The sequence below is a fragment of the Quadrisphaera sp. KR29 genome, from assembly GCF_052644995.1.
Genome location: NZ_JBQXXG010000013.1, coordinates 66,153 through 90,047 on the forward strand (window position 1 = coordinate 66,153; position 23,895 = coordinate 90,047).

Sequence of the window (23,895 nt, forward strand, 5' to 3'; positions counted from 1 at the left end):
CGCGCTGCTCAGCCGGTGTTGCGCATCCCCGCGGCGATGCCGTTGATCGTCAGCAGCAGCGCGCGCTGCAGGCCCGGGCCGGTCTCCCCGCGCCGGTAGCGGCCCAGCAGCTCGGTCTGCAGGTGGTGCAGCGGCTCCAGGTAGTTGTCGCGCACCTCCAGCGTGGTGCGCAGCGCCGGCTCCCTGTCGAGCAGCGCGCCGTCGCCGGTGACGGCGAGCACCTGGGACACGGTCAGCTCGAACTCCTCGCGCACCACGTCGAGCAGGCCGCGCAGCGGCTCGGGCGCCAGCTCCACGTAGGCCGCGGCGATCTCCAGGTCGGTCTTGACCAGCGTCATGGACACGTTGCCCAGGAAGGTCCGGAAGAAGCGCCACTGGTCGTACATCTCCCGCAGCACGTCCTGCGCCCCCGGGTCCTGCTCCACCACGGCCCGCAGCCCGGAGCCGACGCCGAACCACCCGGGCACGATCTGGCGGGACTGGGTCCACCCGAAGACCCAGGGGATGGCGCGCAGGTCCTCGATGCCGCCGCCGCCGGGCCGCTTGGCCGGGCGGGAGCCGACGTTGAGCGCCCCGAGGAGGTCCACGGGCGTGGCGGTGAGGAAGTACTGGGTCAGGCCGTCGGCCTCGACCAGGGCCCGGTACCTGTCGTGGGCGGCGCTGGCGAACCTGTCGACCAGCGCGTCCCAGCGCTCGCCCTGCTCTTGAGTGCGCCGGTCGGTGCGGTGCAGCACGCTCGCCTCGATGGTCGCGGCCAGGGTCAGCTCGAGGTTCTGCCGGGCGAGCTGGGGGAGCGCGTACTTGTCGCTGATGACCTCGCCCTGCTCGGTGATCTTCACCTCGCCGTCGACGGTGCCCGAGGGCAGCGCCATGATCGCGTCGTAGGTGGGGCCTCCGCCGCGGCCCACCGAGCCGCCGCGGCCGTGGAAGAAGCGCAGCCTGACCCCGAAGCGGCGGGCGACGTCGCGGGCCCTGCGCTGGGCCAGCTGGATCTGCCACTGCGAGGCGGCGATGCCGCCGGCCTTGTTGGAGTCGGAGTACCCGAGCATCACCTCCTGCACGTCGCCGCGCAGGCGCACCAGCTCGCGGTAGGAGGGGTCGGACAGCAGCGCGGTGAGGATGCGCTCGGTCTGCTGCAGCTCCACGACGGTCTCGAGCAGGGGGACGAAGTCGAGCCGGGCCACACCCGAGGGCAGGTCGACCAGACCGGCCTCGCGGGCCAGCACCACTGCGGCGAAGACGTCGTCGGCGTCGTGGGTCATCGAGATGATGTAGCTCTCCACCACCCGCCGTCCCAGGGAGTCCTGGGCCCAGCGGATGGCGTCGAAGGCGCCCGCGGTGGTCGCCGCCTCGCCCTCCAGGGGCAGCGGCGCCCGCGCCAGCGGGCGGGCCGAGGCCAGCTCCGCCGACAGGACCCGGAGCCGCTCGGGCTGGCTGAGCTCGCCGTAGGGGCGCTCCAGCTCGCCGGCGCGGCCGGCGAGGCGGTCCAGCAGGGCGCCCACCGCGACGTGGTGCTTGGCGGAGTGCTCGCGCACGTCGAGGGTGGCCAGCACCAGGCCCGTCGCGGCGACCGTGCGCACGAGGCGCTCGACCCCGCCGGAGGCGACCAGCCCCTTCTGGTGCTCGGCCACCGACGCGTGCAGCAGCAGCAGGTCGGACAGCAGCTCGGCGTCGTCGGCGTAGCTGCGCCCCGGCTCCGGGGCGGTGCCGGCGACGACGCGCTGCTCGGTGAGGGCGAGCCGGACGTCGACGCAGGTGAGGAAGAGGCGGTAGGGCTCCTGCACGTTGAGCCGGCGGTAGCGCGGCTCCACCTCGGGCAGGGCGGCGATGAGCTCCTCGGTGCGCGCCGCGAGCGCCGGGGAGACCGGGCTGACGGCCTGGCTGACGGACAGGTCCCGGCGCAGCTCGTCGACCGCGGCGCGCAGCGTGTGGATGCCGTGGCGGGCCTGCAGGACCAGCACGTCGCGCGTGGTCTGCGGGGTCACGAAGGGGTTGCCGTCGCGGTCCCCGCCGACCCAGGAGCCGAAGCGCAGCGGGCTGACGGCGGGTGGCAGCGCGACACCGTGCTCGGCCAGCCGGTCGCGCAGCTCCTCCAGCACGTCGGGCAGCGCCGCCCGGGAGAGCCCCTCGAGGTAGTAGATGACGTTGCGCGCCTCGTCGATGGGCTCGGGCGGCTCCACGCGCAGCTCGTCGGTGAGCCACAGCAGCTCCACCGCCTCGGCCAGGCGGCGGGTCCGGCGGGGGCTGTCGGGCTCCTCCAGCAGGGAGGCCACGCGGCGCAGCTTGTCGATCGTCGAGCGGCGGGCGACCTCGGTGGGGTGCGCGGTGAAGACCGGCCTCACCGCGACGTCCTCCATGATCGCGGTGAGCTCGGCGGCGTCCACGCCGGCGTCGGCGATGCGGGCCAGGGCCTGCTGCAGCCAGCCGCCCGCGGCGTCCTGCTCCGCGCGCATCGCGCGCCCGCGGTGGACCTGCTCGGTGGTGTTGGCCAGGTGGAAGTACGCGGTGAAGGCGCGCACCAGGCGCGTGACCGTCTCGAGGTCGAAGCCGGGCAGCTCGGTGAGGGTGTGCTCCTTGGCGTGGGCGCGCACCCGCTCGACGAGGTCGAGCAGCTCGCGGCCCTCGTGGCGCACCAGCGCCTCCCCGAGCAGGGTGGTCACGAGGCGGATGTCGCGGCGCAGCGCGTCGAGCGCGGGCCCGGGGGTGGAGTCGGCGTCCGGCCTGGTGGTCATGGGCACATCGTGGCCGCTGCGTCGCGCGCGCGGGGCCCCGGGGTGCGGATCAGCGGGCTCAGGCGGGCGGGGGCTGCACGGGCGGCGGGGGCGGGAGGACCAGGCGCGCGGCGAGCGCCGACAGGCGCTGCTCGTCCACCGCCCCGCCGGACAGGCGCCCGGCGTCCTGCTGCTCAGCGCCGGGTGAGGCCGCGCGCTCGACGGCCTCCAGCGCGCTGGCCAGGCAGCGCGACCAGGGCGTGGGCCGCACGCCCGCGGCCGGCGGTGCGTCGACGGCCTGCAGCGCCCCGGTGAGGTCGGCCGGGAAGTGCCAGGCCGCCAGCGCCGCCGCGGAGACCTCGGTGTGGCAGACGCCGTGCGCCGCCCGCTCGGCGGCCACCAGCGCCCGGCGCCCGCCGCGTCGCACGCCGGCGTCCTGCAGCACCGCCCGGCAGGCGGCGGGGTCGTGGTGGGCCAGCACCGCCCGCCCCAGCCCGGCGAGCAGGCCCAGGCAGAACGCGTCGGCGGCGGGGACGCCGAACAGCGGCGCCAGCTCGCCGCAGGCCAGGGCCGCGGCCTCCGAGCGCGCCCACACGTCCTCGGGCAGCACCCCGTCGGTGCCCGCGCCGGCGGCGGCCGTGGCGGCCATCGCGCGGACGGCGGCGAAGCCCACCACCGTGACCGCGAACGGCACGGTGCGCACCCGGCCGCTCAGCCCGTAGAAGGTGCTGTTGGCCAGGCGGGTGACCCGGGCGGTCAGCGCGAGGTCGCTGACGAGGACCGCGGCGAGCTCGGCGGACCCCACCGAGCTGTCGCCGGTCATCGCGACCAGGCGCGCGGCGACCGGCCGTCGCGAGGCCAGCTGGTCGACGACGCCGACCAGCGCCGCCAGCGCGACCTCGGCGCGCTCCACCTCGTCGACCTCGTCGACGTCATCGAGCTCGTCGGCCTCGTCGACCTCGTCGGGCTGCTCCCCCGGCCCGCTCACCGGTCCACCTCCCCGGGCCGCGGCCGGGCGTGCCGCCGCTGGTCGCTGCCGCGCATCGCCGTCCTCCCCGCGAGCGGTGGCGCCGCGGGTGCAGCGCACACCCCTCCATCGGCGCCCCGGGCGCGCTCTTGACGCACCGGCGCGCACCGGCACCCACCGGCGCGCTGCGGGCTGCGGGGGTGCGGGGGCGGGCGCACCGCCCTAGCGTCGTCAGCGGTCGACACCACGGCCGCCACGATCCGCCGCAGCCCGTCCGCCGGGTGCTCGCAGCCGTCGTCGCTGCGCGGGCCACCCGCCCTGAGGGGGACCCGTGTTCCGCTACTCCCACCAGCTGCAGTTCTCCGCCAAGCCGGAGAAGCCCGACGCCCTGTTCGCGATGAAGGTGCAGGAGCTCATCGGCGGCCAGTTCGGCGAGATGACCGTGATGATGCAGTACCTGTTCCAGGGCTTCAACTGCCGCATGCCCGGCAAGTACAAGGACATGATCATGGACATCGGGACCGAGGAGATCGGTCACGTGGAGATGCTGTCCACCATGGTCGCCCGCCTCCTGGAGGGCGCCCCGGCTGAGGTCACCGAGAAGGCCGTGGCCACCAACCCGGTGCTCGCCGCGGTGATCGGCGGGCAGAACCCGCAGCACGCGATCATCGCCGGCGGCGGTGCGCTGCCGTTCAACAGCCAGGGCGTGCCGTGGAACGCCGGCTACATCGTCGCCTCCGGCAACCTCCTGGCCGACTTCCGCTCCAACGTGGCCGCCGAGGCCCAGAGCCGGCTGCAGACCTCCCGCATCTACGGCATGACCGACGACCCGGGCGTCAAGGAGATGCTGCAGTTCAACCTGGCCCGCGACACCTTCCACCAGCAGCAGTGGCTGCTCGGCATCCAGAACCTGGTCGACGACGGGCTGGCCGACGTGCTGGAGGACTCCCGCGCCAGCGAGGAGGACCAGCAGCAGAACCACACCTTCTGGTCCTTCTCCCTGGACGAGAGCAAGGCCGGCGAGGGCCGCTGGGCCTCCGGCCCGGCCCTCGTGGGCGACGAGCCGATCCAGTACCTCGCCGAGCCCCCGTTCCTCACCGACGACGACGGCCTGCTGCCCCCGCCGGACCCGAAGCTGTTCTCGACCTACGACGGCGACCAGGGCGCAGGGACCCCGGGCGACGCCGCCGGGGCACGGGTGCAGGGCACCAAGAACGTCGCGACCAAGATCAAGGACGCGCTGACCTGACCGGCCGCGGGACCGACGGGAGGAGGCCGGGGTGAGCGTCCAGGAGCGCTGGGTCGCGGCGCCGCCCGAGGCCGTGTGGCAGCAGCTCGCCGACGGCTGGGGCTACGCCGACTTCGTGGTGGGCACCGCGCACGTGCGCCGGGTCGACCCCGGCTGGCCCCGGCCGGGCACGCGCATCCACCCGGTGGTGGGCGCGTGGCCGCTGCTGCGCCGCGGCAGCACCACCAGCGAGGAGGCGGACGCCCCGCACCGGCTGGTGCTCACCGCGCGCAGCTGGCCCCTGGGCGGGGCGCGGGTCGTCTTCGAGCTGCTCGGTCGCGACGGGGGCACGCTGGTGCGCCTGTCCGAGGACGCCGTCGAGGGGCCGGGGCGCCTGGTGCCCCGGCCCCTGCGGGCGCCGCTGATCAAGGCCCGCAACACCGAGACGCTGGCGCGCCTCGAGGGGCTGGCGCTGGGGCGGGGCACCGCTGCCGGCGGCCAGCGGGCGGGAGCGCCCTGAGCGAGGGGCGCCGCGGTGGCCCGGCCCACCGCGGCGCCACGTCCCCCGAGCTGTCGCTGTGCGCCGCGGTGGAGCCGGTGGTCGGGTGGGACCGCGCCGCCGTGTCGGTGGCCGTGGACGACGAGCGCCGCCTGCCGCTGGCCGGCTCGGACCTGGCGCTGCAGCGCTACGAGCACTTCCAGGAGAGCCTGGTCCAGGGACCCAGCCGCGACGCGCTGCAGCGCCGGGTGCCCGTGCTCGTGGACGACCTGCGCACCGCGACGGGTCCGTGGCAGCTGCTGCTGAGCACCGCGAGCAGCTCCTTCCCGGTCCGCTCGACGGCGTCCCTGCCGCTGGTGGGCCCGGACCCGCTCGGCCGCGTCCTCGGGGTGCTCGTGATCGGGCGCGACAGGGTGCGGCCCTTCACCGCCCCCCAGGTGCTGGTGCTGCAGCGCCTGGCGGACGTGCTGGTGCGGCTGCTGCTGGCCCGCTCCTCGCGCGGGGACCTCCTCGGCGACGTCGCCCGCGACGACGTCCCGGTGCTGGTGGGGATGCTGCGCGTCCGGCTCGGGGTGGACGAGGCCGGTGCGCTGGCACGGCTGCGCGCCCACGCCTTCGCGGCGGGCACGACGATCCAGGACGTCGCCGCCGACGTGGTGGCCGGCCGCCTCGGCGTCGCCGCGCTCGACCTGGACGGGTGAGGCCCGGGGCCGGTGGGCGCGCTCGGGCAGCCGCGTCCGCGCCGCCTCGCGGCGCACACGAGCACCGCGCCCCGGCCGGGCGGCCGGGGCGCGGTGCTGGAGCTGCTGGGGCTCAGGCGTGCAGGTCGAAGCGGTCCAGCTCCATGACCTTCTGCCAGGCCTTCGCGAAGTCGCGGGTGAACAGCTCCGCGGCGTCGTCGGAGGAGTAGACCTCGACGATGCCGCGCAGCACGGAGTGCGACCCGAAGACGAGGTCGGCGGCGGTGGCGGTGCGCACCACGGAGCCGTCGGCGCCGACGCCCTCGTAGACGCCCTCGGCGTCCTGCGAGGTGCGCCACTGCACGCCCAGGTCGAGCAGGGTGGTGAAGAAGTCCTGCGAGAGCACGCCCACCCTGTCGGTGAAGACGCCGTGGCGGGTGCCGCCGGTGTTGGCGCCCAGCACGCGCAGCCCGCCCACGAGCACCGTCATCTCCTTGGCCGTGAGGTCGAGCATGTACGCCCGGTCGACCAGGAGGTGCTCGGCGTGGGCCTTGGTGCGCGGGTCGACCCAGCTGCGGAAGCCGTCGGCCTTCGGCTCGAGCCAGCGGAAGTTCTCCACGTCCGTCTGCTCCTGGCTGGCGTCGGTGCGCCCCGGGGTGAAGCCCACGGACACCGGCGCGCCGGCGTCGGCAGCCGCCTTCTCCACCGCGGCGGTGCCGCCGAGCACGATGACGTCGGCCAGGGACACCCTCGCGCCGGTGGCCTGCTGGAACTCCTCGCGCACGCGCTCGAGCACCGGCAGCACCTCGCGCACGCCCTCGTTCACGGCCCAGCCGACCTGCGGCTCCAGGCGGATGCGGGCGCCGTTGGCGCCGCCGCGCTTGTCGGTGTCGCGGTAGGACGCCGCGGCCGACCAGGCGGTGTGCACCAGCTGGGAGACCGTGAGCCCGGAGCCGAGCAGGCGCGCCTTGAGGTCGGCGACCTGCGCGTCGGTGACCAGCTCGTGGTCCACCGCGGGGACCGGGTCCTGCCAGATGAGCTCCTCGGCGGGCACGTCCGGGCCGAGGTAGCGGGCGCGCGGGCCCATGTCGCGGTGGAGCAGCTTGAACCAGGCGCGGGCGTACTGGTCGGCGAAGTACGCGTGGTCGTCGCGGAACCTGACCATGATCTCGTGGTAGGCCGGGTCGGCGAGCAGCGCGAGGTCGCTGGTGAGCATCACCGGCGGGTTCTTCTTGCCCTCGACGTGCGCGTCCGGCACGAGGTCGGCAGCGGCGCCGTCCTTCGGGCGCCACTGCTTGGCGCCGGCGGGGCTGGTGGTCAGCTCCCACTCGTAGCTGAACATCGTGTCCAGGTAGGAGCTGTCCCACTGCGTCGGCGTGGGCGTCCAGGCGCCCTCCAGGCCGCTGGTGGTGGTGTCGGCGCCCTTGCCGGTGCCGAACTGGTTCTTCCAGCCCAGGCCGTTGCCGTGCACCGGGCAGCCCTCGGGCTCGGGACCGACGAGCTCGGGGTCGCCCGCGCCGTGCACCTTGCCGAACGTGTGGCCGCCGGCGATGAGCGCGACGGTCTCGACGTCGTCCATCCCCATCCGCCCGAAGGTCACGCGGATGTCGTGGGCCGAGCCGAGCGGGTCGGGCCGGCCCTGCGGGCCCTCGGGGTTGACGTAGATCAGGCCCATGGTCACGGCGGCGAGGTCGCCCTGCTCCAGGTCGAGCGGGGCGTCGGGGCCGGAGTAGCGGTCGTTGGTGAGGAAGGAGTCCTCCGGGCCCCAGAAGACCTCCTCGGGCTGCCAGGTGTCGCGGCGGCCGAAGGCGAAGCCGAAGGTGGGCAGGCCCATGTCGTCGTGGGCGACGTTGCCGGCCAGCACCAGCAGGTCGGCCCAGGACAGCTTGCGGCCGTACTTCTGCTTGATGGGGAGCAGCAGCCGGCGGGCCTTGTCGAGGTTGGCGTTGTCGGGCCAGCTGTTGAGCGGGGCGAAGCGCTGCGCGCCCTGGCCGCCGCCGCCGCGCCCGTCGGCGATGCGGTAGGTGCCCGCCGCGTGCCAGGACATGCGGATGAACAGCGGGCCGTAGTGGCCCCAGTCCGCCGGCCACCAGTCCTGGGAGGACTTCATGAGCTCGGCGAGGTCGCGCTTGACCTCGGCGACGTCCAGCTTCGCGAACTCCGCGGCGTAGTCGAAGTCCTCTCCCAGCGGGTCGGACTCGCGCGCCGTCTTGTTGAGCACCGACAGGTCGACCTGCTCGGGCCACCAGTCCTGCACCCGGCGGGGGTGGTCGACCGCCGGGGTCGGCGGCTTGATCGCCGGGTTCTCGCTCTCGACGGTGCTCGCGGTGGTCGCCTTCTCGTGGGCGATGTCAGTCACGGTCTGCCTCTCTGGTGGCGGGCACTTGCTCGGGGGTGGTCTCGGCTGGGGCCGGGCCGGCGGCGCACGCGGCGCACAGGCCCCAGAAGGTGATCTCGGCCTCGTCGACGACGAAGCCGTCCTGGGCGCCGGTGGCCAGGCAGGGCGCGCGTCCTGCCGTGCAGTCGACGTCGCTGATGGAGCCGCAGCGCCGGCAGACCTCGTGGTGGTGGTTGTCCCCGACCCGCGCCTCGTAGCGGGCCAGGGAGCCGCGCGGCTGGATGCGGCGCACCAGGCCGCTGTCGGTGAGCACGCGCAGCACGTCGTAGACGGCCTGGTGCGACAGCGAGGGCGTCCGGGTGCGCGCCGCGGCGATCACCGCGTCGGTGGTGGCGTGGGGGTGCGCGTGCACGGCGTCCAGCACGGCCAGGCGGGGCCGCGTGACGCGCAGCCCCGCCGCGCGCAGCTCGCGCTCGCGGTCGGGCTGGCTCACCCCTCGATCCTGGCTGCTGGACTTGAACCGGTCAAGAAGAGAGGGCCCTCCCCCGGCCGTGCACCCGCCCGCCGCTCAGCGGGTCGCGGCATCGAGCAGCTCCAGCACGTGCTGGTAGGGCCTGCCGGTGGCCCGCGTCATCGCCAGCTCGCAGGTGCGGTTGGCCGAGCAGTGGGCGTCGAAGGAGCGCTGGCCCACCTCCTCGGCCTCGCGCGCGGTGGCGCTGGCCGTCAGCTCCGGGTGCAGCAGCCCGCGGTCCCCCGCGTAGCCGCAGCACCCCCAGGCCGTCGGCACGACGACCTCGCGGGCCACGTGCCCGGCGACGGCGACGAGCGCCGCCGTGCTGCCCAGCGCCGTCGTCGCGCAGGTGGGGTGGACGGCCACCGACCCCAGCCGGCGCCGCACCGGGAGCCGCTCCAGCAGGAGGTCGGCGGTGAGCTGCACGGCGTCGACCACGCGCACCGGAGGCACGGGCCCTCCCGTCGCCGCGCGCACGGCCCGCGCCGCGGCGGGCGAGGCCAGCAGCTTCTGCAGGCCCTCGGCGCACGAGGCGGCCTCGCAGACCACGGGCAGCTCACCGCCGCGGCTGGCCCGCACGAGGGCGGGCGCCACCGCGGTGGCCACCGCCTCGTACCCGCTGCGCAGCCCCTTCGACGACCACGGGGTGCCGCAGCACAGCGAGCCCATCCCCTCGGGCGTCACCAGCACCAGGCCCGCCCGCTCGGCCAGCGCCGCGAAGGCCTGCGCTGCGCCGCCGCCCGGCTCCGCGGGACGGGCGGGTGCGCCCGCGGTGGGCCCGAACAGGGCGCCGGTGCAGGAGGCGAAGAGCACGGCCTCGGCGCGCTCGGCCCGCCCCGGGTCCCGCAGCGAGGGGCGCGCGCGGCCACCGCGGGGCAGCTCCGGCTGGTAGGAGGGCACCAGGTCGGGGCCGGCCACGGCGCGGGCGGCGCCGGTGGCGGCCCGCACGAGCGGCGCGGGCAGCAGCGCGGCTGCCGACAGGGCGGCGCCGCCGGCGCGCGTGGCCGCGCCCCAGTGCCGGGCCGCACCCGCCCAGGCGCGGTCCAGGGCGGGAGGGACCCGCTCGGCGCGCAGGCGGCGCACGAGGTCCCCGGTGTTGATGCCCACGGGGCAGGCCTGCGCGCATAGCCCGTCGACGGCGCAGGTCTGCACCCCGGCGTGCTCGTAGTCGGCCTCCAGCTCCGCCGCGAGCGCGTGGTCGCCGGCCGCGCGGGCCGCCGCGGCCTCCCGCCGCAGCACGATGCGCTGGCGCGGGGTCAGGGTGAGGTCCTTGCTGGGGCAGGCGGGCTCGCAGTACCCGCACTCCACGCAGGTGTCGACCTCCTCCTCCACGGTGGGCACCGTCTTGAGGTGGCGCAGCCAGGCCCCGGGGTCGTCCTCGATGACGACGCCGGGGTTGAGCAGGCCGCCGGGGTCCAGGAGCCTCTTGACCTCGACCATGAGGTCGTGCAGGAAGGGGCCGTACTGGCGCCGCACGAACGGCGCCATGATCCTCCCGGTGCCGTGCTCGGCCTTCAGCGACCCGCCCGCGCCGAGCACGAGGTCGACCAGGTCGGCGGTGAAGGCCTCGTGGCGGGCCAGGCCGGCGGGATCGTCGAAGCGCTCGTTGACCAGGAAGTGCAGGTTGCCGTCCTTGGCGTGGCCGAAGACCACCGAGCCGTCGTACCCGTGCTCGTCCAGGAGGCGCGTCAGGCCGCGGCAGGTCTGCAGCAGCGCCTCGACGGGGACGACGACGTCCTCCAGCAGAGCTGTCGTGCCCGAGGGGCGCGCACCGGCCACCGCCGTGTAGAGGCCCTTGCGGACGTGCCAGAGCGCGGCGCGCTGCGCGGGGTCGGAGGTCAGAGGTGCCCGGCTCACCAGCGGCAGGGCCTCCAGGACGGGCGCGAGCGCGGCCCGGCCGGCCTCCAGGGCCTCGGGCGTGGCGGCCTGCAGCTCGACCAGGAGCGCCGCGTGGCCGTCGACGTCGACGGCGGCGATTTCCGGCGGGACGTCGGCCAGCCCCTGCGCCACCGCGAGGGAGGCGGCGTCCATGAGCTCCGCGGTCGCCACCCCCGCCCGCACGAGGGCCGGCAGGGCCGCGGTGGCGCCGCTCAGGTCGGCGAAGACGAGCAGGCCGGTGGCGGCGTGGGGGTGCACCGGGACGGTGTCGAGGGTCACCTCGGCGATGAAGCCGAGCGTGCCCTCGCTGCCCACCAGCAGGTGGGTGAGCACCTGCACGGGCGAGGAGTGGTCGAGCAGGGCGTCCAGGCCGTAGCCCATGGTGTTCTTCATCGAGGACTGCCGGCGCACCTCGGCCACGGCCTCGGGGTCGGCCAGGAGCCGCTCCCGCAGGGCCGTCAGGCCCCGGTGCACGTCCGGCCGCTCCCGCAGCAGCCGCTCGTCGGCGTCGGGGGCGGAGGAGTCCACCACGGTGCCGTCGGCCAGCACCACCACCATCGCCCGCAGCGTCCGGTAGGCGTTGGCGGTGGTGCCGCAGGCCATCCCGCTGGAGTTGTTGGCCACCACCCCGCCCACCGTGCAGGCGACCTCGCTGGCGGGGTCGGGGCCCAGCGCGCGCCGGTGCGGGGCGAGGCGGGCGTTGACCTCGCGCACCGTCGCCCCCGGCTGCGCGCGCACGGTGAGCCCGCCGGGTCCGACCTGCACCCCGCGGAAGCCGGCGCGCACGTCGAGCAGCAGACCACCGGTGACCGCCTGGCCCGACAGGCTGGTCCCGCCCGAGCGGAAGGTGACGCCCAGCCCCAGGGCGCTGGCGCGCGCCATCGCCGCGGCCACCCCGGCGGCGTCGCGGGCGGTCGCGACCACCTGCGGCACGAGCAGGTAGTGCGAGGCGTCGTGGGCGCGGGCGCGGCGGTCGAGCTGGCGCCGGCTCGCGGTGACGCCCTCGGCCCACACCTCCGCGCCCTCCACCGCCTCCAGCGGGGTGGTCGGGAGCGCCGGGCCGCGCAGGGGCGGCCGGTCCGGGTGCGCGGCGGCGGGTCGGGTCGGGCTGGTCACGCGCCACCTCCGGTGGTGGGCGGGGACGCGCGGCGCCGGCTGCGCCGCGTCGGCCCCCTCGCCGTCCGCCCAGCATCCACCACCGGCGGCCGGACCCCCGCACGGGAGACGCGCGGCGCCCTTCCTCGGCGCCGCCGCGCGCCCCTACCATGATCACCGTGAGCGACGCGCCCGGGACCGCGCTGGAGCCGGCGGCGACCCTGGGCGTGCCCACGGCGCCGCGCGACCCGCAGGAGCTGTCGGCGCGCATGGCGGCCGAGGCGGTGCGGCGCGTCCACGCCCTGCCCGACGTGCCGGCGGACGCTCCCCTGGAGCCGCACCCGGACGGCAGGGCGCCCGGCGCCAACTACGTCGACGTCCGCGACGACCACTCCCACCCGCGCTACTGGGTGGGGATGGCCGGGGAGGTGCTGGCGACCAGCACCGCCGCGCAGCCCGGTGCCGGGCCGGTGGTGCGGCGCGCCCGCGCCCGCTACGGCGCCGCGGTGGAGGCGGTGCGGCTGCGCCACCGGGTGCCGGTGAGCACGGAGCTCTTCGCGACCCCTGACGGCTTCGTCGAGGGCGCCTTCTTCGTCCACGAGGCACCGGGGGACGGTCCGGCGCTCGTCCGGTGGGTCGACGCGCAGGGCGGGGTGCACGACGGCTACGAGCTCCTCGACGGCGTCCCCCGGTGGGAGCCGAGCACCGTCGCCGCGCGGCGGGAGGCGCTGCGCGCCCAGCCCTCGACGGCCGCGCTGGTCGACGCCGACTGAGCGGCCGCCGCGCCGGGTGTGCTCGGCCGGGTGACCGCGCCGTCAGGTGCGCAGGAGGGCGCTGTCGACGTCGACGTCGATGGCGACCAGTCGCCGTCCGCCCGCGCGCTTGGCCTGGTACATGGCCGCGTCCGCGGCGCGCAGCAGCTCACCGGCGCGCTGCTCGGGCCGCTCACCCGCAGTACCGGCAGCGGCGCCCAGGCTCGCGCCGACCAGCACCGGCTCCACGCCCCCGCGCAGGCCGTCCAGCGGGAAGGGCGCCGCGAGGGCGGCGAGGACCCGCTCCGCGACGGCCTCGAGCGAGCGGGCCTCCGCCACGCCGTCGACCAGGACGACGAACTCGTCGCCCCCGAGCCGGGCCACGAGGTCCTCGGCGCGCACCACGGCGGTCAGCCGGTCGGCCACCTGGCGCAGCAGCTGGTCACCGGCGTCGTGGCCCAGCGCGTCGTTGACGTCCTTGAAGCCGTCCAGGTCGCAGAAGAGCACGCCGACGCCTCCCACCGGCGCGCCGTCGAGGGGGGCGGGGTGCTGAGCCGGCCCCTGGTCGGGCGGGGCGGGCCGCCGCGGGTGCAGGCGGCGCTCGAGCTCCTCGCGGAACAGGGCCCGGTTGGCCAGCCCGGTGAGGGGGTCGTGGCTGGCGCGGTGGCGCGCGCTCTGCTCGCTGAGGCGGAGGGCCTCGTGCAGGCGCGAGGAGACCAGCGCACCCGACAGGCCGCTGCTGAACTGCTCGACGGCCTCGGCGGTGACGCGCGAGAACGCCGAGGGCGTCCCGTGCAGGGCGTACAGGAGCACCTGGGTGGCCCCCTCGGCCACCACCGGCACGCACAGGACCGTCCTCACCCGGCTGCGCGGTGGACGGTCCGGGTGCCCGGCGACGGCGGCCAGGTCGTGGCACAGGTGCGGGCGGCCGGCGCGCAGGTCCTGCCACCCGAGCAGGTCCTCGGCGCGCCGGGGCCAGCTGTCGGTGAGGTCGGTGCCCGCCGGGCTGCTCTGGGCGCACAGGTGCGCCAGGCCGTCGCGCACCTCGACGACCCCCGCCCACTCCGCGCCGGTGAGCGCGACCAGCATCCCGGCGGCCTCGGCCAGGAGGTCGTCACCCGCCCGGTGGCGGGTCAGCCGCGGGCCGGCGGCGGCGAGCACCTCGGCGGCGGCGCGGCGCTCGCAGGCCTGCAGCGCCGCGCACAGCCGCTCGGTGAGCGACTGGAGCATCTTGAGCTCGGTGGCCGTGAAGGCGGTCTGCAGGCCCCGCAGCACCAGCAGGCTGCCCGCCGCGGCGTCCGCGGGGTCCAGCACCAGCCGGGCCCCCGAGCGGACGGCCACCCCGGCGACGTGCAGGGGGTGGCTCGCCGACGACCACCCGCCGCAGCCACCCCCGGGGGCGCCGGGCGCGGCGTCGGCCAGCTCGCGCGGCAGGACGGGCAGGGCGGGGGCGGTCCCGCGGGGGAAGCCGCAGGCCGAGACCACGACGTGCTCGGCGTCACCGGCGGCCACGGGGGTGGCGGGGCGCACGAAGCAGACCACGTCGGCCGCGAAGGCCTCGGAGATGGTCTCGAGGGCAGAGGTGAGCAGCGCGGCGGTGTCGCTGGCGGGCCGGGCGAGGGCGGTGAGCAGGCGGACCAGGCGGGCGGAGTCCCGGTGGGCGTGGCGCGCGGACTCGCGCGCCGCGGCGGCCTCCCGGCGCGCGGCGTCGAGCTGCAGCCGCAGGTCGGCGACGAGCGCGGCCACCCCCGGGTCGTGCACGTCCGCCGGACCCGCCGGCGGCGGTGGGTCCGCCTCGGTCACAGGGGCCATCACAGGGCCAGCGCGCACAGGGTGGCGTTGTGGGTGCCGCCGACGCCCGCGCTGCGGGCGAACTCCCCGTAGCTGTACAGGCCGAACACCCGGGCGCCGCGCGCAGCCCCCTCCATCGCAGCGGCCTCCTCGTGCACCGCGGCACCGAGGATGTCGGCCCGTCCGATGCAGTCGAAGACCAGCAGCGCACCCGGCCGCTCCTGGTCGCCGACCGCGGCGGTGACCACCGGCTCGACCGTGTCCAGGACCGCCTGCGGGCCCGCGGTCACCACCTGCACCGCGGAGAACTCCTCGATGCTGGTGAAGGTGCCCAGGGCGCCGCCCGGCAGGGGGTAGACGCCGCGCACCGCGTGGGAGCCGTCAGGCTCGATGACGCCGAGCCCGTAGCTCGCCTGGGACTCGCCCTCCACGGCCAGGCGCGCCCCGACCTCCCCGAGGGCGGCGTGCTGGCCGTACACCTCAGCGGCCGGACGGCCGCCGATCTCGTGCACCACCAGGCCCTCGGCGCGGGTGACGACCTCCGGGGCGGAGACCGGGAGCCAGCCGTGGGCGGAGGCGACGTGCAGGGGCTGCGGGGAGGAGATCCAGACCCCCACGGCCGCGTCGGACAGCACCCGGTCGTCGTGGAAGACCGAGGTCGCCGACATCTGCCGGTCGTCGCCGGCGGCCCCGCCGACCACGGGGACCGCGGCCCCGGCCACCCGGTGGACGCCCTTGAGCACGCGCTGGCCGTCACCGGCCAGGCCGTCGGTCAGCAGGAGCACCGCCGCGTGCGGCCGCGGCCCGCCGCCGGCGCCGGGACCGACCTCGCTGGTCTGGCTGGTCTGGCTGGCCTCGCTGGCCTCGGCGGCGGCGGCCGCGGCCCTGGCCGCGGAGGTCAGCCGCTCGCCGACGTCCTCCGGCGAGGCGGCCATGCCCGTGGCGGAGGCGACGCTGAAGCGGTAGCGGTCACCGCCGAGCACCAGCACGGCCACCCCCTCGCCGGGGGCGCAGTAGCGGCCGGCCACCACGTGCCCGGCCGAGGTCGACCCGACCAGCGGGGTGGCGCCGGTCACCGAGCGCACGCCGGCGAGCAGGGCGCTCAGGTCGTAGCGCACGCTGGTGTAGACCAGCACCAGGCCGGGCCGTGCGCCCTCCAGGGCCTCGACGGCAGCGCGGGCCGCCGCCGCACCGGCGGAGGCGGCGTCCTCGAGCGTGCTGGTGGCGGCGCCGCTGGCGGTGCAGGTCACCTGCCAGTGATCGGCACCCGCGGTGGTGGGCTTGAACGGGGGGTGCAGCGCGGACCACCCGGCACGCAGAAGGCCCCTGCCAGCCTCGCGGCTGCTCAGGGGCCTGTGCGTCGCTGTCTCAACGAGCGCGCCCGGCAGGACTCGAACCTGCAACCTTCTGATCCGTAGTCAGATGCTCTATCCGTTGAGCTACGGGCGCTGGAGTGCGGTGAAGACACTACCCGACGCCTGGACGTGCTCGCGAACCGGTCCCCCGGGTGACCCCGCGGGCGCGGGTGGCACCGGGTGGGTCTGCGACCAGCGCTGTTTGGCGGGCGGCGGCGCGGTCGGCGAGGCTCGGCCGGTGCTGCGCCGCTCGCCGTCCCCTCCCACAGCCCTCGCCGCCGGAGCGCTGGCCGCGTCGCTGGTGCTCGTGGGCTGCACCGGGCAGGAGCCCCCCGGAGGCGCGGACCGCCCCGCGGGCGCCAGCGCCCCGGCCTCGACCGACGCCGTCGCAGCCTCCGGCCGCGCCGTCGCGGTGGTGCCGGCGCAGGCCTCGACCCTGGTCGGCGGCGGTGGCGCCGACGCGCTGGCGGCGGGCGCCAGCGCGGCCCTGTTCACCAGCGCCGAGCGGGCCCTGCTGGTCGGCGCCGACGACACCGCCTCGCAGGCCGCCGCGGCGGCCGCGGCGGAGCGCCTGCGCGTGCCCGTCCTCGTGGCCGGCGACGCGGGAGCCGCCGAGGTCGCCCGCCTGGGCGCGCAGGTGGTGCCGGTCGGCCAGCAGGCGCAGGACGCAGCCGCCCAGCGCGGGCTGGTCGTCGCCGAGGACGCCCAGTCCCTGCTCGACCAGGCGCAGGACGACGCCGGCGCGAGCGCGACGAGCCCGTCCGCGGGGGGACCGACCGCCGTGGTCCTCACCACCGGCGCCCCCGAGGCCGGGCCCGCGGAGGCCACCGCCCGGGCTGCGGGCGCCTCACCGGTCGCGCTGCCGGGCGCCGACCCGCGCGCCGACGCGGCCCTCGTGGACCAGCTGGGCGCCTCCCCCCAGGTCCCCGTGGTCGCCCTGGGTGACGCCTTCGGGCCGGCCGAGCGCCTCGAGCAGCGCCTCGCGGTGGTGCGGACGGGGGTCCAGGTGCCGGGCCCCGAGGGCCTGGGCGGCCAGCTGCCGCTGGCGGGCCGGCGCCTGGTGGCGCTGTACGGCCACCCCGGCACCCCCAGCCTGGGGGTGCTCGGCGAGCAGGACACCGCCGCGGGCCTCGCCCGCGCGCGGGAGGTGGCCCAGCAGTACGCCGGCCTGGACGCGCTGCCCCCGGCGCCCGCGCTGGAGGTGATCGCGACGGTGGCCAGCAGCTCACCGGGGCCGGACGGCGACTACTCCACCGAGACCCCCGTCGAGGAGCTGCGGCCCGTGGTGGACCAGGCCCTGGCCGCCGGGGTGCAGGTGGTGCTGGACCTGCAGCCCGGCCGCTCGACGTTCCTCGAGCAGGCGCAGGCCTACGAGGAGCTGCTGGCGCTGCCCGGGGTGGGGCTGGCGCTGGACCCCGAGTGGCGGCTGGCGCCCGGCCAGCGCCACCTGGACCAGATCGGCAGCGTCTCGGCGGCCGAGGTGGACCAGACCGCGGCCTGGCTGGCGCAGCTGGTGCGCGAGCGGCAGCTGCCGCAGAAGGTGTTCCTGCTCCACCAGTTCAGGCTGTCGATGGTGACCGGCCGGACCTCCCTGGACACCAGCCACGACGAGCTGGCCTTCGTGGTGCACGCCGACGGCGCCGGCTCGCCGGGCGACAAGGAGGCGACGTACCGCGCGCTGCAGGCGGAGGCCCCGCCGGGCGTCGTCTGGGGGTGGAAGAACTTCTACGACGAGGACTCCCCCACCTTCTCGCCCGCCCAGACGGTGGAGCAGCAGCCGAGCCCGGTGTTCGTCAGCTACCAGTGACACCGCCCGGCGCCGCACGCGCGGCGGGACGCGACGAGGCCCCCGGCTCGGCCGAGCCGGGGGCCTCGTCGTCCCGTGAGGGCGGAGGTGGCGGGATTTGAACCCGCGATGGGCTTTAACACCCAAACCCGCTTAGCAGGCGGGCGCCATAGACCGGACTAGGCGACACCTCCTCGCGCCACGGGGACGCGCGTCGCCGCGCAGCGCACCCGTGAGCGCAGCGCCACCCTACGCCGTCCTCGTGCTGCGCGTGCAGCAGTCCCCAGGAACAGGTGCTGCAATGGGGCGCTGCCGCACCGGGCACCTGCCGGCGCGAGCCCCTGAGCAGCGCCCACGACGACTCACAGCGACGGAGGACCCGACCTGGACGGGACCACGCGGACCGGCTCGACGGCCGCCACCCCCCCGAAGCACCGCGGGGACGGCGCCCCGGGCTTCGGGCGCGCCGCGGGCTGGACGGTGCTGGGCACCGCCGTCCCCGGGGCTGGTCTGCTCAACGCCCGCCGCCGCGCGCTCGGCTGGCTGGCGCTGGTCCTCTTCGCCCTGGTGGTCGGCGCGGCAGCGGCCCTGTGGCTGTCCGGGCGCGCCGTCGAGGTGGCCCAGCGGTACGTGCTCGACGCCGGCGTGCTGCTGTGGCTGGCCGTCGCCGCGGCGGTGGCCGGGCTGGCCTGGGCCGCGGTGGTCGTGGCCACCCACCTCGCCCAGCGGCGCCACCGCGGGGTCCAGGGCCACCGCGTCGCCTCCTGGCTGCTCGTGGCGGTGCTGGTCGCCGTGGTCGCGCTGCCGGCCGCCACCGCCACGCGCTACGCGCTGGTCTCCCGCTCGCTGCTGACCACCGTCTTCGACGACGAGGCGGCCAGCGGCCTGCCGACCGGCAGCGAGGAGGACCCCTGGGAGGGCATCCCCCGCGTCAACGTGCTGCTCGTCGGCGCCGACGCGGGCGCTGACCGCACCGGCACGCGCCCCGACACGGTCATCGTCGCGAGCATCGACACCGCCACCGGCGACACGGTCATCTTCGGGCTGCCCCGCCAGCTGTCGGGCGACTTCTTCCCCGCCGGCACGCCCGCCGCGCAGGCCTGGCCGGAGGCCTGCCAGGCCAACGGCACGGGCGGCTGCTGGCTCAACGCCGCCTACCTGTTCGGCACCCAGAACCCGCAGCTGTTCCCCGCCGCGGAGGACCCGGGGCTGGCGGCGACCGAGCTGGCCGCCGAGGGCGTGGTCGGCATGAAGATCGACTACACCGCGATGGTGAACCTCGCGGGCTTCCAGGACCTCATCGACGCCATGGGCGGCATCCGCCTCACCGTCGAGCGCAGGATCCCCATCGGCGGCGGCGAGCGGCTGAGCGCCTCCGGTCGGGTCATCGGCACCTACCCGGTGACCGGCTACATCGAGCCGGGCCCCGACCAGCTGCTCGACGGCTACTACGCCGAGTGGTACGCCCGCTCCCGCTGGGAGTCCAACAACAACGAGCGGATGGACCGCCAGCGCTGCCTCATCAACGCCGCGGTGGAGCAGTACAGCGTGCTGGACCTCGCGCGCGCCTTCCCGCGGCTGGCCGCCTCCGCCGAGCGCGACGTGAGCACCGACATCCCCGCCAGCCGCCTCTCGGCCTTCGTCGACCTCGGCCGCAAGGTCAAGGAGGCACCGCTGCGCTCGCTGTCGTTCACCGAGCCGCTCGTCAACACCGGCGACCCGGACTACGACCAGATCCACGCGCTGGTGGAGCAGGCGCTCGTGCCGCCGCCACCCCCGCCGCTGTCGTCGTCGTCCTCACCGACCCCGACGACGCCCGCGCCGAGCCCGTCGCCGACCGACGGCGCCACTCCCAGCGCCACCGAGAGCACCCCCAGCGGCGAGGCCGTCGACGCCGACGCCGTCTGCCCGTCCTGAGCGCCGGCGGCTCGCGGGGCCGCCCGGTCCGCTACCACAGGTGACCGTCCCAGCGCGTCACGTGGTGAATCCGGCGTTTCGGCGGGGTCCCGGTGGTGTGATGGCCCTCCGCCGTGCGCGACCGAGACGCACGGGCCCGAGGGGGTCTGGTGACCGTGACAGAACCGGGGAGCTACCCGCGGCGACGCGACGTCCGCGACTCCCGCGACGTGCGCGGGGCGCGCGGCGCCGGTCCCGCGCGCGGCGCCACCGCGACAGCGGCGCGCCCGCCCGCCCCGCGCCGCCCGCCCGAGGGCCCGCCGTCCCGCCCCGCCAGCGAGGTGACCCTCATCCACGCCGGCGACGACCCCCGCGGACGCCACGCGAGCAGCACCGGCGAGGGCTTCACCCGCCTGGTGCTGCTCACCGTGCTCGGCGCCGCCCTGCCGGGGGCCGGCCTGGTCGCCGCCGGCCGCCGCTGGGGGTGGCTCGTGCTGCTGCCGGTGCTGGCGGCGCTCGGCGCCCTCGGCGCGGTGGTGGCCACCGGCCGGCTCGTGCCGCTGGCCCGCAGCGTGGTCTTCAACCCCACGGCCATGCTCGTGCTCGCCGCCGGCGCGGTGGTCGGCGCCCTGCTGTGGTGCCTGGTGGTCGTGGCCAGCCACGCGGGCCTGCGCCGCTCACCCGCCGTCGGCCGCCTCTCGCGCGGCCAGCGCCTGGCCTCCCTGGTGCTGGTGACGGCGCTGCTGGCCCTCGTGGTGGCGCCCTCGGCCACCGCCGCCCGCTACGCGATGGCCAACCACGACCTGCTCGAGGGGGTCTTCGGCTCGGAGTCGCGCGACGGCGACGGGCCCGACACCGGCGCAGCGGACCCGTGGGCGCAGGTGCCGCGGGTCAACGTGCTCATGCTCGGCGCCGACACCGGTGCCGACCGTGTCGGCACCCGCCCCGACACGATCATGCTGGCGAGCATCGACACCCGCACCGGTGGCACCACGCTGCTCAACCTGCCCCGCCAGCTGGAGGACGTGCCGTTCCCCGAGGGGAGCGCCGCGGCGAAGGCGTGGCCGAAGGCGTGCAAGGAGGACGGCGAGGGCGGCTGCATGCTCAACGCCGTCTACCTGTTCGGCACGCTGCACCCGGAGATGTTCGGGGGCACCGAGGACGGCAACGACCCCGGCGTGGAGGCGACGAAGGAGGCGGTGAGCACCGCCACGGGCCTGGACGTCGACTACTACGCGATGGTCGACCTGGAGGGCTTCCAGCAGCTCGTCGACGCCATGGGCGGCCTCACCCTCAACGTGCCGCGCGACATCCCGATCGGCGGTGGCCACAACCTCGAGACCGGCGGCACGTACCCGGTCACGGGCTGGATCAAGAAGGGGCAGGCGCAGCAGCTGGACGGCTACCAGGCGCTGTGGTTCGCCCGCTCCCGCGAGGGCTCGGACAACAACGACCGCATGGCCCGCCAGCAGTGCGTGGTCTCCGCAGCGGTGCAGCAGTACGACGCCCTCGCGCTGGCGCAGGCCTTCCCGGCCATCGCCGAGGCGGCCGAGAAGAACATCCAGACCGACATCCCCGCCGACGAGCTGAACGCGTTCGTCACCCTCGGGCAGACCGTCAAGGGCGGTGACCTGCGGGCGCTGTCGGTCACCAGCGCCAACATCTCCACCGGCGACCCGGACTACGACGCGCTGCGCGCGATGGTCCAGGAGGCGCTGTACCCGCCGCCGCCGGCCCCCGCCGCCCCCGCCGACGCCTCGGCACCGGCCAGCGGCGCCCCGGCCCCGGCGCCGGCCGAGGTGGACCCCCACCAGGCGGTCGACCCGACGACCACCTGCTGACCGGCGGCCGCTGACGGCGGCACTGCACGAGGCCGAGGGCCCGCACCCACCCGGGTGCGGGCCCTCGGCGAACCGGGGCCGCACCGGGGACCGCATGAGCAGCGGTCGGCGGGGTAGGGCCCAGCCATGACCGATCAGCTGCAGGGACGGAAGGTCGCGGTGCTCGCCGCCGACGGCGTGGAGCAGGTGGAGCTCACCGAGCCCGTGAAGGCCCTCCGGGGCGCCGGCGCCGAGGTGGTGCTGCTGTCGCTGGAGAGCGGCTCCATCCAGGCCTACGAGAACGACGTCGAGCCCAAGGACACCTTCGACGTCGACGCCGAGGTGGCCGGCGCCGACCCGGCGGACTTCGACGCGCTGGTGCTGCCGGGCGGCACCACCAACCCCGACCACCTGAGGACGGACGAGGCCGCGGTGGCCTTCGTCAAGCGGTTCGTGGAGTCCGGCAGGCCGGTGGGCGTCATCTGCCACGGCCCGTGGACGCTGGTGACCGCCGACGTCGTCCGCGGCCGCACGCTCACCTCCTGGCCGAGCCTGCGCACGGACCTCGTCAACGCGGGCGCCAACTGGGTGGACGAGGAGGTGGTGCGCGACGGCGGGCTCGTCTCGAGCCGCAACCCCGGCGACCTGCCGGCCTTCTGCGCGGCCATCGTGGAGGAGTTCGGCCGCGGCGGCTCGCTGCGGACCGGCGCGGCGGCCGGCGCGAGCGCGTGACGGCCAACCTGGGCGGCGGACCCGGCACGGGTCCCGACGGCGGCCACGGGGACGAGGGCGCTGACCGCGAGCGGCCCGGCAGCGCCAGCGAGGTGCCCGACCCCGACCCCGCGACCACCCCGGGCCTGGAGCCCGGCGGCGGGGTGCGCCCCGGTGACACGCCCCCCTCGGAGGCGGGCACGTCAGGTCTGTCGGCCCCCGAGCCGCGGCTGCCGAGCCGGCGCACCAACCTCGTGGTGCCGATCGTCATCGCCGTCCTCGTGGCGGCGGCGGCGCTGGCCTTCTTCGTCGCCCGCCTCTCGGGCTGATCCACCCGGAGGTGGCGCGGGCCGCGGCCGCGTGTGCTGAGGTGGCGGGGTGACCACCCCGTCCCTCGGACCCCACGCCGGCCGCGGTGCGCTGCCCTTCCGGGCCTCCCCGCGCCCCACCCTGGGGGTGGAGTGGGAGGTGGCCCTGGTCGACGCCGCCACGGGCGACCTCGCGCCGAGGGCCGCGGAGGTCCTGGCGGAGCTGCACGGGCGCCCGCCGCACCCCGACGGGCGCCAGCGGGTCACCCACGAGCTGCTCACCAACACCGTGGAGCTGGTCACCGGCGTCCACGACACCGTCGCCGAGGCCGTCGCCGACCTCCACGAGGTCATGGCCCAGGTCCGCTCCGTCACCGGGCCGATGGGCCTGGAGCTGGCGTGCAGCGGCACCCACCCCTTCGCGCAGTGGTCGGCGCAGACCATGACCGAGGGGCCCCGCTACGCCGAGCTCATCGAGCGCACCCAGTGGTGGGGCCGCCAGATGCTCATCTGGGGCGTCCACGTGCACGTGGGGATGTCCAGCGTGCACAAGGTGCTGCCGGTGCTGGACGCGATGCTCGCCTACGCCCCCCACCTGCAGGCGCTGTCGGCCAGCTCGCCGTACTGGGCCGGGGTCGACACCGGCTACGCCAGCAACCGGGCGCTGATGTTCCAGCAGCTCCCCACCGCCGGGCTGCCGTTCCAGTTCGCCCGCTGGGAGGAGCTGGAGGCCTACGTGGGCGACCTGCTGCACACCGGCGTCATCGACTCCTTCAAGGACGTGCGCTGGGACGTGCGGCCCTCCCCCGGCATCGGGACGCTGGAGGTCCGCGTGTGCGACGGGGTGCCCACCGAGGCCGAGCTGGCGGCGCTGACGGCGCTGACGCACTGCCTCGTGGTCGACCTGGACGCGCGCCTGGAGGCCGGTGAGGAGCTGGTGGTGCTGCCGCCGTGGCACGTGCAGGAGAACAAGTGGCGCGCCGCCCGCTACGGCCTCGACGCGATCATCATCACCAGCGCCGCCGGTGACGAGCGGCTGGTCACCGACGACCTGCACGACGTCCTGGAGCGGCTCGAGCCCGTGGCGCGGCGGCTGGGCTGCAGCGAGGAGCTGGCAGCGGTGGCCGCCATCCCCGCACGGGGGGCCAGCTACCAGCGCCAGCGCGAGGTGGCCCGCGCCAGCGGCGGTGACCTGAAGGCCGTCGTGGGCTCCCTCGTCAGGGAGCTGCGGGAGGGTCGGCCGGGGCCGGCACCGGAGCCGGCGCCGGCGGGCGCTTCCTGAGACCCGCCAGCACGGCCGGGGAGGGCGCCGCGCCGGTGCTGGCGGCCTCGAGGTTGGCGGCGCGCACGGCGTGGAACACCTCCTCGCGGTGCACCTGGACGTCGCGGGGCGCGTCCACGCCCACCCGAACCACGTCACCGCGGATCTCCAGGACCCTGACGGTCACGTCGGTCCCGATCATGACGCTCTCACCGGCACGTCGCGTGAGGACCAGCATCCACCCACCGTAGCCGTCCGGTACGCACCGCCACGGGCGAAACGCCGGAACCACCTGCACCGACGACGCC

At 76.4% G+C, this 23,895-nt stretch carries 18 protein-coding genes and 2 tRNA genes; 10 read left to right on the forward strand and 10 right to left on the reverse strand.

What is annotated here, in order from left to right; all coding sequences use genetic code 11:
* Nucleotides 1-8: 8 nt before the first annotated feature.
* Nucleotides 9-2,732 (reverse strand): phosphoenolpyruvate carboxylase, encoded by a 2,724-nt coding sequence (ppc, locus tag ACUN9U_RS12890; protein WP_445485397.1) that lies wholly within the window; start codon nucleotides 2,730-2,732, stop codon nucleotides 9-11.
* A 58-nt stretch (nucleotides 2,733-2,790) separates the two neighbouring features.
* Nucleotides 2,791-3,699, reverse strand: a complete 909-nt coding sequence (locus ACUN9U_RS12895; RefSeq protein ID WP_445485398.1) for an HDOD domain-containing protein — start codon at nucleotides 3,697-3,699, stop codon at nucleotides 2,791-2,793.
* A 310-nt stretch (nucleotides 3,700-4,009) separates the two neighbouring features.
* Here ACUN9U_RS12895 and ACUN9U_RS12900 point away from each other — a divergent pair, with 310 nt between their 5' ends.
* The 3 genes from ACUN9U_RS12900 (at nucleotide 4,010) to ACUN9U_RS12910 (ending at nucleotide 6,106) form a co-directional block, all read left to right on the forward strand.
* Nucleotides 4,010-4,927, forward strand: a complete 918-nt coding sequence (locus tag ACUN9U_RS12900; RefSeq protein WP_445485399.1) for a manganese catalase family protein — start codon at nucleotides 4,010-4,012, stop codon at nucleotides 4,925-4,927.
* A 31-nt stretch (nucleotides 4,928-4,958) separates the two neighbouring features.
* The gene (locus ACUN9U_RS12905) at nucleotides 4,959-5,426 is read left to right on the forward strand and encodes an SRPBCC family protein (protein ID WP_445485400.1); all 468 of its coding nucleotides are present in this window, start codon (nucleotides 4,959-4,961) and stop codon (nucleotides 5,424-5,426) included.
* A 68-nt stretch (nucleotides 5,427-5,494) separates the two neighbouring features.
* On the forward strand, nucleotides 5,495-6,106 hold the full coding sequence (locus ACUN9U_RS12910; RefSeq protein WP_445485401.1) for a GAF and ANTAR domain-containing protein: 612 nt from the start codon (nucleotides 5,495-5,497) through the stop codon (nucleotides 6,104-6,106).
* 112 nt (nucleotides 6,107-6,218) lie between these two features.
* On the opposite strand, the gene katG is transcribed toward ACUN9U_RS12910, so the two are convergent.
* The 3 genes from katG to ACUN9U_RS12925 all read right to left on the reverse strand — a co-directional run bounded on the left by katG (nucleotide 6,219) and on the right by ACUN9U_RS12925 (nucleotide 11,928).
* Nucleotides 6,219-8,444 (reverse strand): catalase/peroxidase HPI, encoded by a 2,226-nt coding sequence (gene katG / locus ACUN9U_RS12915; RefSeq protein ID WP_445485402.1) that lies wholly within the window; start codon nucleotides 8,442-8,444, stop codon nucleotides 6,219-6,221.
* A complete protein-coding gene (locus ACUN9U_RS12920) occupies nucleotides 8,437-8,916 on the reverse strand; it encodes a Fur family transcriptional regulator (protein WP_445485403.1) in 480 nt (159 codons plus the stop codon). The genes katG and ACUN9U_RS12920 overlap by 8 nt, the downstream gene beginning before the upstream one ends.
* A 75-nt stretch (nucleotides 8,917-8,991) precedes the next feature.
* The gene (locus ACUN9U_RS12925; protein WP_445485404.1) at nucleotides 8,992-11,928 is read right to left on the reverse strand and encodes an FAD-binding and (Fe-S)-binding domain-containing protein; all 2,937 of its coding nucleotides are present in this window, start codon (nucleotides 11,926-11,928) and stop codon (nucleotides 8,992-8,994) included.
* Nucleotides 11,929-12,086: 158 nt separating this feature from the next.
* On the opposite strand from ACUN9U_RS12925, the gene ACUN9U_RS12930 reads away from it, so the two are divergent.
* Entirely contained in the window at nucleotides 12,087-12,680 is a 594-nt protein-coding gene (locus ACUN9U_RS12930; RefSeq protein ID WP_445485405.1) for a hypothetical protein, read from the forward strand.
* A 42-nt stretch (nucleotides 12,681-12,722) separates the two neighbouring features.
* Here ACUN9U_RS12930 and ACUN9U_RS12935 read toward each other — a convergent pair whose 3' ends face one another.
* The 3 genes from ACUN9U_RS12935 to ACUN9U_RS12945 form a co-directional block, all read right to left on the reverse strand.
* A complete protein-coding gene (locus ACUN9U_RS12935; RefSeq protein WP_445485406.1) occupies nucleotides 12,723-14,462 on the reverse strand; it encodes a diguanylate cyclase domain-containing protein in 1,740 nt (579 codons plus the stop codon).
* 8 nt (nucleotides 14,463-14,470) lie between these two features.
* On the reverse strand, nucleotides 14,471-15,700 hold the full coding sequence (locus ACUN9U_RS12940) for an FIST signal transduction protein (protein WP_445485407.1): 1,230 nt from the start codon (nucleotides 15,698-15,700) through the stop codon (nucleotides 14,471-14,473).
* Between the two features lie 126 nt (nucleotides 15,701-15,826).
* Nucleotides 15,827-15,899 (reverse strand) — tRNA-Arg (locus ACUN9U_RS12945).
* Nucleotides 15,900-16,043: 144 nt separating this feature from the next.
* On the opposite strand from ACUN9U_RS12945, the gene ACUN9U_RS12950 reads away from it, so the two are divergent.
* Nucleotides 16,044-17,612, forward strand: a complete 1,569-nt coding sequence (locus ACUN9U_RS12950; protein WP_445485408.1) for a hypothetical protein — start codon at nucleotides 16,044-16,046, stop codon at nucleotides 17,610-17,612.
* An 82-nt stretch (nucleotides 17,613-17,694) separates the two neighbouring features.
* On the opposite strand, the gene ACUN9U_RS12955 is transcribed toward ACUN9U_RS12950, so the two are convergent.
* Nucleotides 17,695-17,785 (reverse strand) — tRNA-Ser (locus tag ACUN9U_RS12955).
* Nucleotides 17,786-18,071: 286 nt separating this feature from the next.
* On the opposite strand from ACUN9U_RS12955, the gene ACUN9U_RS12960 reads away from it, so the two are divergent.
* The 5 genes from ACUN9U_RS12960 (at nucleotide 18,072) to ACUN9U_RS12980 (ending at nucleotide 23,608) form a co-directional block, all read left to right on the forward strand.
* A complete protein-coding gene (locus ACUN9U_RS12960) occupies nucleotides 18,072-19,508 on the forward strand; it encodes an LCP family protein (RefSeq protein WP_445485409.1) in 1,437 nt (478 codons plus the stop codon).
* Between the two features lie 149 nt (nucleotides 19,509-19,657).
* The gene (locus tag ACUN9U_RS12965) at nucleotides 19,658-21,328 is read left to right on the forward strand and encodes an LCP family protein (protein ID WP_445485410.1); all 1,671 of its coding nucleotides are present in this window, start codon (nucleotides 19,658-19,660) and stop codon (nucleotides 21,326-21,328) included.
* Nucleotides 21,329-21,454: 126 nt separating this feature from the next.
* Nucleotides 21,455-22,039 carry a type 1 glutamine amidotransferase domain-containing protein gene (locus tag ACUN9U_RS12970; protein WP_445485411.1) on the forward strand — a complete coding sequence of 195 codons (585 nt, stop codon included), beginning with the start codon at nucleotides 21,455-21,457 and terminating at the stop codon, nucleotides 22,037-22,039.
* Nucleotides 22,036-22,347, forward strand: coding sequence for a DUF6480 family protein (locus ACUN9U_RS12975; RefSeq protein ID WP_445485413.1), 312 nt, complete (start codon nucleotides 22,036-22,038; stop codon nucleotides 22,345-22,347). Before ACUN9U_RS12970 ends, ACUN9U_RS12975 begins: the two co-directional genes overlap by 4 nt.
* Nucleotides 22,348-22,396: 49 nt before the next feature.
* On the forward strand, nucleotides 22,397-23,608 hold the full coding sequence (locus ACUN9U_RS12980) for a glutamate--cysteine ligase (protein WP_445485414.1): 1,212 nt from the start codon (nucleotides 22,397-22,399) through the stop codon (nucleotides 23,606-23,608).
* Here the strand turns inward: ACUN9U_RS12980 and csrA are convergent.
* On the reverse strand, nucleotides 23,544-23,825 hold the full coding sequence (gene csrA / locus ACUN9U_RS12985; RefSeq protein WP_445485415.1) for a carbon storage regulator CsrA: 282 nt from the start codon (nucleotides 23,823-23,825) through the stop codon (nucleotides 23,544-23,546). The genes ACUN9U_RS12980 and csrA overlap by 65 nt on opposite strands.
* Nucleotides 23,826-23,895: the final 70 nt, after the last annotated feature.